The organism is Pseudoalteromonas sp. (assembly GCF_041629635.1).
Taxonomy (GTDB): Bacteria; Pseudomonadota; Gammaproteobacteria; order Enterobacterales; family Alteromonadaceae; genus Pseudoalteromonas.
This window is the reverse complement of the sequence record NZ_JBFKMX010000113.1, coordinates 1-12,286: the sequence shown is the minus strand read 5'-3', so window position 1 is coordinate 12,286 and position 12,286 is coordinate 1. Positions and strand designations below refer to the sequence as shown.

At 39.9% G+C, this 12,286-nt stretch carries 8 protein-coding genes; 2 read left to right on the top strand and 6 right to left on the bottom strand.

Annotated features, from left to right (window positions below; genetic code table 11):
• Positions 1-305 precede the first annotated feature (305 nt).
• The 3 genes from ABYD77_RS14415 to pepA are packed head-to-tail and all read right to left on the bottom strand — an operon-like array spanning position 306 to position 5,143.
• Entirely contained in the window at positions 306-3,152 is a 2,847-nt protein-coding gene (locus ABYD77_RS14415; RefSeq protein WP_372770819.1) for a valine--tRNA ligase, read from the bottom strand.
• Between the two features lie 17 nt (positions 3,153-3,169).
• Complete coding sequence (locus ABYD77_RS14410; RefSeq protein WP_372770818.1) at positions 3,170-3,610, bottom strand: DNA polymerase III subunit chi; 441 nt, start codon at positions 3,608-3,610, stop codon at positions 3,170-3,172.
• A gap of 21 nt (positions 3,611-3,631) precedes the next feature.
• Positions 3,632-5,143, bottom strand: coding sequence for a leucyl aminopeptidase (pepA, locus tag ABYD77_RS14405; RefSeq protein WP_372770817.1), 1,512 nt, complete (start codon positions 5,141-5,143; stop codon positions 3,632-3,634).
• Between the two features lie 155 nt (positions 5,144-5,298).
• Between pepA and lptF the strand changes: the two genes are divergently transcribed.
• Both lptF and lptG read left to right on the top strand, forming a co-directional pair.
• Positions 5,299-6,414, top strand: a complete 1,116-nt coding sequence (gene lptF / locus ABYD77_RS14400) for an LPS export ABC transporter permease LptF (RefSeq protein WP_372770816.1) — start codon at positions 5,299-5,301, stop codon at positions 6,412-6,414.
• Positions 6,411-7,475 carry an LPS export ABC transporter permease LptG gene (gene lptG / locus ABYD77_RS14395; RefSeq protein WP_372770815.1) on the top strand — a complete coding sequence of 355 codons (1,065 nt, stop codon included), beginning with the start codon at positions 6,411-6,413 and terminating at the stop codon, positions 7,473-7,475. The genes lptF and lptG overlap by 4 nt, the downstream gene beginning before the upstream one ends.
• Before the next feature lie 25 nt (positions 7,476-7,500).
• Here the strand turns inward: lptG and ABYD77_RS14390 are convergent, their stop codons facing one another.
• From ABYD77_RS14390 to ABYD77_RS14380, 3 genes are all read right to left on the bottom strand, one after another.
• Positions 7,501-7,998, bottom strand: coding sequence for an RDD family protein (locus ABYD77_RS14390; protein WP_274761864.1), 498 nt, complete (start codon positions 7,996-7,998; stop codon positions 7,501-7,503).
• Between the two features lie 699 nt (positions 7,999-8,697).
• Positions 8,698-9,198, bottom strand: a complete 501-nt coding sequence (locus ABYD77_RS14385) for a DUF4215 domain-containing protein (protein ID WP_372770814.1) — start codon at positions 9,196-9,198, stop codon at positions 8,698-8,700.
• Positions 9,199-10,003: 805 nt separating this feature from the next.
• Positions 10,004-12,103 carry an EAL domain-containing protein gene (locus ABYD77_RS14380; protein WP_372770813.1) on the bottom strand — a complete coding sequence of 700 codons (2,100 nt, stop codon included), beginning with the start codon at positions 12,101-12,103 and terminating at the stop codon, positions 10,004-10,006.
• Between the last annotated feature and the right edge of the window lie 183 nt (positions 12,104-12,286).

Genomic DNA, 12,286 nt, shown 5'->3' with positions numbered 1-12,286 from the left:
TAAGCCTTTTGCTTTAAGGACATCTTCTAATTCAGGTAATTGGTGTGGTTGCCACATACCTTCATCGGCAAAAGCCGAGCCTGCAAAGCTAACTGCAAGTGCAGCTGCGATCGCTTTAATGCGCATTGTGCGTTTCCTTTTATTAGTATTTCTTATGAAATTGTTACATTATCACTATCTCTTAAAATGACTTTACGAGTCAATTTTTTGCGTCGTAATAACCCCTGCTTTTGTAACGTTAAGTAAACAGTTTTGTAAAAACAAAAAAGCCGCGATAAACGCGGCTTTTTTAGTAATGTTAAAGATTAAAGGCTTTCGATCTTAGCCTTCTGCTCTAATAACTTAGCTTTTGCTTCACTGTATTCAGCAAGCTTTTCTTGCTCTTTGGCAAGTACCGCTTCTGGGGCATTATTAACAAACTTTTCGTTTGCTAGCTTTTTCTCAACTTGCGCTAAACCTTTCTCAGCTTTTTCAAGCTGCTTACTAATACGCGCAAGTTCAGCTTCAACATCTATTAGGCCCGCCATAGGAATAAGCACTTCTAAGCCACCTACTAACGCCGTTGCAGACGCTGGCGCTTCGTCAGTGTCAGCTAGTACAGTCGTAGACTCTAATTTAGCTAATGATGCTAGGAACTTTGCGTTTTCTTCTAGACGACGCTTATCTTCATCACTTGCGTTTTTCAGCAGTACATCCAGTGGTTTGTTTGGGCTAATGTCCATTTCACCACGGATGTTACGAATCGCAACGATAAACTGCTTAACCCACTCAAGATCAGCCATTGCTGACTCATCCACTTTGCTTGCATCAAACTCAGGGACAGATTGCAGCATAATGGTATCAGCGTTAATGTTTGCAAGTGGTGCAACACGCTGCCAGATTGTTTCAGTAATATATGGCGTTAATGGGTGCATTAAACGCAATAAGCCTTCAAGCACGGTAACTAGCGTATTACGTGTACCACGTTGCTCCGCTTCATTGCCTTTAAATAATACCGGCTTAGTAAGCTCAAGATACCAGTCACAGAATTGGTTCCAAGTGAACTCGTAAATAGTGCTTGCTGCTAAATCAAAACGGTAATTATCTAAATGATCGGTAAATGTTTTAACCGTGTTTTGCAATTGGCCTAAGATCCAACGATCTGCAAGTGAATGCTCCATTTCGCCACCATTAAAGCCACAGTCTTTTTCTTCTGTGTGCATTAATACGTAACGACTCGCATTCCATAGCTTGTTACAGAAGTTACGGTAACCTTCAAGGCGGTTCATATCCCAGTTGATATCGCGTCCTGTTGATGCCATTGCAGCAAGGGTAAAGCGCAATGCATCAGTACCGTGTGCTTCAATACCCTTTTCAAATGTCTTACGGGTGTTTTTCTCAATTTTTGCTGCCAGTTGTGGCTGCATCATATTACCCGTACGTTTTTCAACAAGACTCTCAAGGTCAATACCGTCAATCATATCGATTGGGTCAAGTACATTGCCTTTTGACTTAGACATCTTATCGCCATTTTCATCGCGAATAAGGCCGGTTACATATACGGTTTTAAATGGCACTTGCGGCTTGCCGTCTTCATCTTTGATGAAATGCATGGTCATCATGATCATACGTGCAACCCAGAAGAAGATAATATCAAAACCCGTTACCAGCACATCTGATGGGTGGAATACTTTTAAATCTTCAGTTTGTGCAGGCCAACCTTGCGTTGAGAACGTCCAAAGAGCCGATGAGAACCAAGTATCAAGTACGTCTTCATCTTGTGTAAGTGCAACATCCGCAGCGATGTTATTTTCGCTACGAACTTCTTCTTCGCTGCGACCTACATACACATTACCTTCAGCATCGTACCATGCAGGAATACGGTGACCCCACCAAAGCTGGCGTGAAATACACCAATCTTGAATGTCGTTCATCCACGCGTTGTACATGTTTTCGTATTGTGCTGGCACAAACTTAATGTCGCCATTAGCAACTGCTTGCTTTGCAGGCTCTGCCAGTGGGGCAACGCGAACATACCATTGGTCTGTAAGAAGTGGTTCAATAACCACACCCGAACGGTCACCGTATGGTACTGTTAGGCTGTGATCTTCAATTTTCTCAAGTAAACCAAGCTGTTCAAACTCATCAACAATGGTTTTACGCGCATCAAAACGGTCAAGGCCATGGAAGCGCTCTGGAATTGGTGCGTCAATTTCTTGCGGCTTGCCATCAAAGGTATAACCTTCACCCGCTGTTAATACCGCAGCATCTTTGTTGAAGATGTTGATCATCGGTAATTGGTGACGTTTACCAACTTCGTTATCGTTAAAGTCGTGCGCAGGAGTTATTTTTACACAACCTGTGCCTTTTTCCATGTCTGCGTGCTCGTCCGCAACAATTGGAATACGACGATTAACAATTGGCAGAATAATGTCTTTACCAATTAAATCTTGATAACGTTCATCATTTGGGTTTACAGCAACACCTGTATCACCCAGCATGGTTTCAGGACGTGTTGTTGCTACAACAATGTAGTCTTTACCGTCTTTTGTCGTTAAGCCATCAGCCAGTGGGTAACGCAGGTTCCACATATGGCCTTGTTTGTCTTTGTTTTCAACTTCTAAGTCTGAAATTGCCGTGTGTAGCTTTGGATCCCAGTTTACTAGGCGCTTACCACGGTAAATTAAATCTTCTTTATGAAGACGAACAAATACTTCTTTAACCGCTTCAGAAAGACCTTCATCCATTGTAAAACGTTCGCGGTCCCAATCTACCGATGCACCTAAACGGCGTAACTGCTTGGTAATAGTACCGCCTGACTCGTTTTTCCACTGCCAAATACGGTCAATGAAATTATCACGGCCAAGCTCGTGGCGCGTTTTACCTTCTTCAGCAGCAAGTTTACGCTCTACAACCATTTGCGTTGCGATACCTGCGTGGTCAGTACCCACTTGCCATAATGTGTTATTGCCTTTCATCCGCTTAAAGCGAATAAGCGTGTCCATAATGGTATCTTGGAAGGCATGGCCCATGTGCAAGCTACCTGTGACATTTGGCGGTGGGATCATAATTGAATACGCGTCACCTTGACCTGACGGTTTAAAGTAGCCTTTCTCTTCCCAGCCTTGATATAACGACTGTTCAATATCTTGTGGATTATAGGTTTTATCCATTGCACAGAACCTTAATACTAAATCTCTATCTCTTGTGTCGACAAATGCGCCCCTAATTGACGCATTACTTTGTAGCGTTCACGCGCTACACCTTTTAATTGTTCATCAGCAGGTACAAAGTCATATACCTCTGAAAAGCGACGAATAAAATCAGGCACTTTTTTAGCCAAATTTATTATCACTTTGCGATTTGCCACTGGCGCTGACTCGCCAATTTCAACAGGTGAACCTGCTTGTGGTCCCTCGCCTTGTAGATTATGTGGCACAAAGCTATCAACCTCGAATTGCCACAAATGCTCATCAATTAAATGGGCATCTTCTTGATTATCTACATAAATAAATACTTTTTTTCCCTGTCGGTAACAATCTGCAGCTAGCCTTGCTGCTAGATCAAAATGAGCCGGAATGGAATTGACCGGCTCATTTAGTTGTTTTAGAACGTAAAATACTGCGTTCATTAAACTGCCTCTAGAAATACTTTAGGCATCTTGCTCCATATTAACATCAGCACGGTTTAATAGATACTGAGTTAACATTGCAACTGGGCGACCTGTTGCACCTTTGTTCTTACCACTACGCCATGCAGTACCCGCCACATCTAAGTGTGCCCAGTGATACTTTTTAGTAAAGCGAGATAAGAAACACGCAGCAGTAATTGTACCCGCTGCGCGTCCACCTAAGTTAGTGAAATCTGCAAATGGGCTTTCAAGTTGCTCTTGATATTCATCCCATAACGGTAACTGCCATGCTCTGTCGCCACTAAGCTCTGATGCTTTTAATAAATCATGTGCCAGTGGGTTGTGGTTAGCAAGTAGGCCTGAAGTATGGTGACCAAGTGCAATAATACACGCGCCGGTTAAAGTAGCTACGTCAATTACAGTATCTGGATCGAAAGCCTCAACATAGGTTAATGCATCGCATAATACCAAGCGACCTTCAGCATCTGTATTTAATACTTCAACTGTTTGACCAGACATGGTTGTTAGAATATCACCTGGGCGGTATGCATTGCTGCTTGGCATGTTTTCACAACCTGCAAGTACCGCAATTACGTTAATTGGCAGCTGCATTTCAACAATCGCACGCATCGTACCAAGTACACCTGCGGCGCCACCCATATCGTATTTCATTTCATCCATGCCTTCGCCTGGTTTAATTGAAATACCACCTGAGTCAAAGGTAAGACCTTTACCTACAAGTACAATTGGTGCTTTATCTTCTGCCGCACCGGTATAGTGAATAACCGACATAATCGATTCATTCGCACTGCCACGGCCAACCGCAAGGTATGAATGCATACCTAGCTCTTCCATTTCTTTTTCACCAACAAGGTTTACTTTAACGTTATCAAAATTTGCTTCAAGTGCTTGCGCTTGCGCACCTAAATACGCTGGGTTACAGATATTTGGGGGCATGTTTGCAACGTCTTTACACAGCTTTTGGCCATGCGAAATCGCAAGGCCATGCTCGATTGCCGTTTCACCAATAGTTAATTCGCGGCGTGTTGGTACGTTAAACACTATTTTACGAAGCGGTCTGCGCGCTTCACTTTTCTTGCTCTTTAGCTGATCAAAAACGTATAGGCTGTCTTGCGTTGTTTCAACAGCTTGGCGTACTTTCCAATAAGTATCGCGACCTTTTACATGTAGTTCTGTCAAGAAACATACCGCTTCCATTGAACCCGTATCGTTTAACGTGCTAATGGTTTTTGAAATAATTTGCTTGTATTGCTTATCATCAAGCTCGCGCTCTTTACCACAACCAACTAAAAGCACGCGCTCACTTAACACGTTTGGTACATGGTGTAATAGCAACATTTGCCCAGGCTTGCCTTCTAAATCGCCGCGGCGTAACAAGTTAGAAATATAACCATCGCTAATACGGTCGAGTTGCTCGCCAATTGGTGATAAACGGCGAGGTTCATAAACACCCACAACAATGCATGCACTGCGTTGTTTTTCTGGGCTGCCACTTTTAACGCTAAATTCCATAGCGACTCCTGAGTGATTTTGACTATAAAATAAACCAAAACAAACTTAATTTTAAAATTTAAGTCCTAATGGCATATATTTAAGTTGTAAAAATACAAAGTTTACTTAAAATTTCAGACTATTCCAGTAAAAAGACAAGTTTTGTAGGGGTCGCGGTGTTAATCTTTCGCTATTTATCGACAGAAGTATTTAAATCTCAGCTCGCGGTATTCCTCACCCTGATGACAATTTTTGTCAGTCAAAAATTTGTCTCTATATTAGCTGATGCGGCTGAAGGTTCTATTCCTGGCCAATTAGTTTTTCAAATGGTAATGCTTAAATTACCGCAATTAGCCTCATTAATTTTACCTCTGAGTATTTTTTTGGGCATTATTTTGGCCTACAGTCGCATTTATGCTGACAGTGAAATGACAGTATTAAAGGCGTGCGGCGTGAGTGAATGGTATGTGGTGCGCTTAACATTAGTTTCGTCAGCTGTATTAGCTATTTTAGCCGGTTTTCTTACCCTTAAACTTGCTCCCTGGGCAAATGAACACGAATACCAATTAAAAGAGAAAATTGAGGCCGACGCTGGCCTTGCTGCGCTTCGTTCTGGCCGTTTTCAACAAACTGATAACGAAAAAGCCGTGGTCTTTATTCATGATATTAATCAAGGTGGAACAGAGCTCGACCGCGTTTTTTATGCGCAGATTGATAAAGACGGAGAAATGCGTACCTCAGAAGTAGTTTATGCCGAAAGAGGTAAAGTATTAGAAGATAACAACACCGGTGAACAAAAGCTGATATTAAACGATGGCAAACGTTACGAAAACCCTGCTGGTTCAAAGCAATTGCAGTTAACTGAATTCACTAATTATGAAGTACAAATTCAAGATCAGGCAATTGAACAAAAACGCCGTAAATTAGAAGCTTTGCCATCAATGCAATTATTAGAACAAGGCACCAAAGAAGCCATCGCTCAATTTCAATGGCGCTTAGCCGTGCCTTTATCGATTCCGTTGCTGACGTTAATTGCGGTACCTTTATCTGTCGTTAATCCTCGTCAAGGGAAGTTTGCTAAATTAGTACCCGCGATTTCACTTTACCTTGGTTATTTTATCTTGCTTAATGCAGGTACATTCCTTGTACAGGATGGCAAAGTACCGACTTCCATCGGACTATGGTGGATACATATGAGTGCGCTATTTATTGGTGCATTTCTCATTCTAAGGGACAGGCCTCTCGGCTCTACGATTAGAGCTTGGTTTACCAAGAAGGAAGCCGTAGCATGAAAATTCTAGACGGTTACTTAGGTCGAAGTTTATTTCAAACAACCGCTTTTACCTTACTTGTTTTGGTTGGTATCGGCACGTTAATTAAATTTATTGAACAGCTTAAATCTGTTGGTCGAGGCACCTATGACATTGTAGATGCAGTGCTTTATACCTTATATACACTGCCTTATGATATCGTTGTCTTTTTCCCTATGGCAGCTTTGATTGGTGGATTACTTGGACTTGGCGCCTTAGCCTCAAACAGTGAGTTAGTTGTCATGCAAGCAGCTGGCTTATCGCGCTTCCAAATTATCCGTTCAGTCATGAAAACGGCACTTGTTCTTGCTCTAGTGATGATGGCTATCGCTGAGTGGGTGGTGCCAGAAGCGCAAAAGACTGCTAAGCAATTACGCACCGCAGAAATCTCTGGAGGCAGCATTTTCAATGCGCAACAAGGAGTTTGGGCAAAAGACGGCAATACGTTTATTAATATTAACAATGTTGATGAGTCAGGGCGCCTTGATGGATTAACGATGTATCAATTCAACGAGCGCCTAGAGTTACAATCCATAAAACGTGCCGAAAAAGCTGTACCGGAAAAAGATGGTTGGCAGTTATACAAGGTACAATATCTCGATATTAATGCAAATAATACCAATACATCAGTTAGTAACGAGTTCTTTTATCAATCGAAATTAACCCCTGAAAAACTGGGGGTGGTTTCGGTAAAACCTGAGACACTCTCATTTAGCGGTTTGTATTCATACCTTTCGTATTTAGAAGAAAATGATCAAGATACCAGCACCTATGATCTCGCTTTTTGGCGTAAAGTAGTTCAACCTTTAACAATTGCGGTGATGTTACTGGTGGCTTTATCTTTTATATTTGGGCCACTACGAAGCGTAACTATGGGTGCCCGCATTGTAATGGGTGTGGTAACAGGTATTGTTTTCCACTTAACAGATCGTATATTTGGCCCATTTGTATTGGTATATGAGTTACACCCCTCTATTGGTGCCATAATGCCAAGCGTTATCTTTATTGCGATTGCCTCTTTCCTACTAAAAAGGCGCCAATAGCGCCTTTTTACTTTTTAAGATAGGGTTAATCGAGTTCTCGATATACCTTTTTGTTCTCTTCTTTTGACAAGGTAATTACCTCTGTTTTTGCAAGGTAATCTTGTAATGCTCGCTTATTCTTAAAATCGAAGATAACCAAAAGGTTGCCTGCCCCTAAAAGCGCCGTAACCGCTCTAATAAGCGCTTGTCCTTTACTAATTGGAGAACCATCGAGATTTCTTACTTTTAATCGCCATGCACGCATACCGATGGTTTGACCGCCTTTACACCAGAAATACACATAGAAAAAACACGCCACACACACTAAATAAAATTGATTGATAAAATTCCATGGCTGAGTCGTTACAAAATGAGATATATCAGCATCATCTGTTTTATTAACTATTCCTAAAGACAGCAATAACTCAATTAACCCTAAAAAAATAATCTGCGCTAACATGATGATTGCGATGGTAGCTAATGCATCATAAACCCATGATGCTAAACGGCGCATAAATCCAGTTCGTTGTTCGATATTTGACATAGAAGATGTAAAACCTTAAAGCTGAAGTACGCGTTATTCTAACCCAGAGAGAGTGGCTCAAGCTAATTAAAGATAATTAATTATCAAGCAGCCTTTTCTTATCTATCAATGCACATCTAGCTATAGTCACTTCATACTGCTGATATAATTAGAAATACGACTTTGACGAGTTAAGCATCACAAACTGTATAGGCTTATAAAATCCCCCTGAGAGAAGATTTAATTAGCACATTGCAAATGGTTATAAGGTTTTTATGAGGCCGAATAAGATAGTTTTTTGGTAAAGTGTAAATTGCATTTCGCTTTCACTGTTCGTCATCAATGATCAGAGAATGGTGAAGGGACACAAATAAATGTTACCTCTAACACCAATAGTGTCATCCCATAGCTATACCAGTTTCTTTATAACTGAAGAGCATTTCCAGATAGCATGATTGAAAAAATGGTGAGTATGATTTTGGATTAGGACGTCTTATTTTTCATAGCTTAATCAGAATCATTATTTAAAGCTCATCGAGATGGCTTGATTGACTTTGTTTTTTAATTTGTCTTTCCATCATCGATTTAGCACAAACAATCAACCAAGAAGATTTTTTGGATTTTGTAAACCGTTAGACAAATTCAGAAAGTGTGTTGCATTGACAGATTGATTTCACAGAGTAAAAGAGAACCGAAATTCTCTTTTACAACCGGCCTGTATTATTCCAAGGCGCAAATAGCGGAGCAGCCATCACCGTCGATGTTGTTACCATCGTCGCACTGCTCTGGTCCAGCTGTTCTAAAGCCATCACCACAGAAACCGCCAGAGTCTGTGTCCAGTTTATTATTTTTAATAGCCAGTCGACATCCATTATATTCTTCTAGGGTCAACTCTTGGAAACGAAAAATCGGTGACTCAAGCGTGCTATCGTAATACTGGCCTGTGTAGGCGATGACTCCATTATTGTCTCGCTTAGCAGTTAAAGCCGACACCAATGGTACCGTTCTTCCATCTCGCCACCAAGGAAGTTCTTGACCATATATTAAGCTGCGCACAGACTCTCTCATAATCATGGCACCATTGTTAATTGATGAATACTCATAATCATCTTCGTATACATCACCGATAGGCGAATTGATTTTGGCCAGCTCTAAAGTATCAAATACTGGGCACTCAGTTGCGTAATTAACACAAGGCATTTGAGGGTCACCTTCTTTCATTCGACGTTCATAATTCCTAAGAATGTTTTTATGAGAAGGCTTAAGAGCTTCTAAATTGTCCGGGTCTACGTATTCCGGACCAACTTGTGCTTCGCAATAGGCTACGCACAAACCATACAGTCCAGGCGTTGCGCCTTTAACTGGATCACAAACCCCTTTATTAAATACGGGCCTATTTTCGTCAGCATTTGTCTGGGTAGAAACGACAGTTGCAAACACTAGTGCACTGGTAATTAAAGTGGAAAATATTCTAGCCATATTAACTTCCTTTATTATTTATAATTATTTTTTATTAATAGCTAATAATTAATTAGTATCAAAATAATACTACATCGAAAAATTTGCTATTTCAAAAGCTATCTTTAGGTTTATTTACTGGTCAGTCCTTACACCTGTTTTTTATAAAAGATAAAGGCATTTCAAATAAGCCGAGGGAATTAATCGAATGATTATGTAAACGAAAGTATTTCATTGAGTATAAATAAATCGTCACACTGCACACCGTTTAAAGCTGTTATTAGAAGACTTAAACGAAAAATTGTTATTTAAGTTAGTTTGTGAAAAAGATTCCTAATAAAGAATTTTCGATTCAAGTGAATATTTCTTTGTGATCTAGCTAAATGCCATGAGCATTTTTCCAGCATGCTAAAAAGTCAAAGCAATTATGTTGTTAATTGATGATTTTCATATTTATCACAGAGGTGGGGAAAACGGATAGCTTCGCGGTCGAGCTATGACAATACCTATTAGACTCAGTTTGGTAATTGATTAGAGTGCCACTTTACCGATAAGTAGATTAGCCACACTAAATTTTAAGATTGGTGTAATTTCCCCCAGATTGTAAAAGCGCTGTAGCTTTAGCTTCTGGCAGTGGTTTAGAAAAGTAAAACCCCTGATAATAGTCACATCCTAATCCATGAAGAATTTTTAACTGTTCGGTATCTTCTATACCTTCTACTAATACGTCAATATGTAACTCTTTTGCCATAGCGACAATTGCTTTCACGATTGCCCTATCATCTGAGTTTTGCCTAATATCAATTACAAAAGAACGATCAATTTTAAGCGTATGAATAGGTAATCTTTTCAAATACGACAAAGAAGAATAGCCAGTACCAAAGTCATCAATTGAAATACTAATTCCCAGTCTGCGTAACGCTGTGAGTATTTTAATGTTTCTTTCAATGTCATTCATCGCCATACTCTCAGTAACTTCAAGCACTAGACTGGTGGCGGAAACATCATACTTCAGCAGTAAATGCTCAATTCTTTCCAATAACTGGGGTTGATTAAATTGTTTGGCAGAAAGATTCACGGCAACCTTCACTGAAGAATTAAACTGCCTTTGCCACAACTGGATCTGTTGGCACACTTTCTCAAGTACAAAATCGCCAATTTGTATAATTAAATCACCATCTTCTGCAACGGGAATAAATTCATTTGGTGGAATGAGTCCTTTATGCGGATGCCTCCACCGAACCAAAGCTTCAAAATGTGTCAACATATAATTTCTGGCATTGATGATAGGTTGAAAATAAACAAGAAATTCTCGTGCCTGCAATCCTTCACGCATTTCTTCTTCTAGTTCAATTGTTTTTTGTGCAATGGAATGCATCTCTTCGTCGAATATAACCTGACTATTCACACCATTTTGTTTAGCCTTTGACATCGCGATATCTGCATCACGAAGAATTTCACTTGCTTGATGATAATGTTCTGCACTTAGAGCGATGCCAGTGGAGACAGACAATTGAATATGATGTGTATCAATTACGATAGGTCTTGAAATATGTTTGGTAATTTTATTAACAACACTTACCAATTCTGCAAAATTGTTTATATCATCAAACAAACATACAAATACATCAGCATTGAAGCGGCTAACCATGTCCGTGCCACCAATCGCGTTTTGAATTCTTTCCGATAAACGTCGTAACAACTCATCACCAAATTCATAGCTAAGCCCTTCGTTAATAGACCTAAAACGATCAATATCGAAAAATGCAACCGCAAACTTATAGGATGGGTTCTCCTTTTGACGCTGCAGTTCTAATGAAATTCGCTCAATTAACAACGTTCGCTCTGGCAAATGTGTTACAGGGTCTTGTAATGCATTTATTTTAAGTTCTCTCTCAATAAATAAGCGTCGGCTAATATCTCTAAAAACAAATATTAACCCTTTAAACTCTTTGTTTTTATTATTAAGTGGCGAAATACACAACTCAATAGGCAGGGTTTCATTTTGACTAATTTTAAGGCGTTGTTCGACCTTGATTTGACTCTGCATTCTCTCTTTTAGTAAATGAGGAATATCAATATGCTCTACTTCAGTATTAATGTCTGAAAGACGAATAATGTCATCAATATGCACCCCATCGACAGGTTGACAACGGTTACACAATTGATAAGCCCGTGTATTCATCAAAAAGACAAAACCAAACTCATTACATGCGATAACACCATCATTAATACTATCTAAAGTTAAGTTTAATTTATTATTGATATCATGAAGATGGTGTTCAATTTTGTACTTGTAGAGAGCGATCTCGATGTTAATTTCCAGTTCTCGATCATCTATCGGCTTTAATATGTAACCATATGGCTCGGTAATTTTAGCTCTCGAATATACATCCGCACCCGAGTAAGCCGTACAAAAGATAATGGGGGTATCTTGTTGCTGATGGATAAGCTCCGCGACTTCAATGCCATCGATTTCTGCATTTAAATTAATATCCATCAAAATGAGATCCGGTTTTTCCTCCAGTGCTGTATCAATCGCTTTATGTGGTGTATTGCAAGTGGCAATCACTTCGTAACCCATTTTTTGTAATCGAACAGATAAATCTCTCGCAACTAACGCTTCATCCTCTACCACTTGTAATCTTGCTTTTACACTATTGGTCATTTGCAACGAGTTTCCTTACCCTAGCTTTTTGGGAAAGACAATTTTAAAACAACACCCATTCTCATTTTCCAAGTTTATTGCTCCTGAAAGCTGCTCAGAAAGAATGCAAATAATTTCCATTCCTAAAGAAGAAAAGTCCCTAAAATCCTTTCCTTCGGGAAAGCCTATGCCATTGTCTGCAAC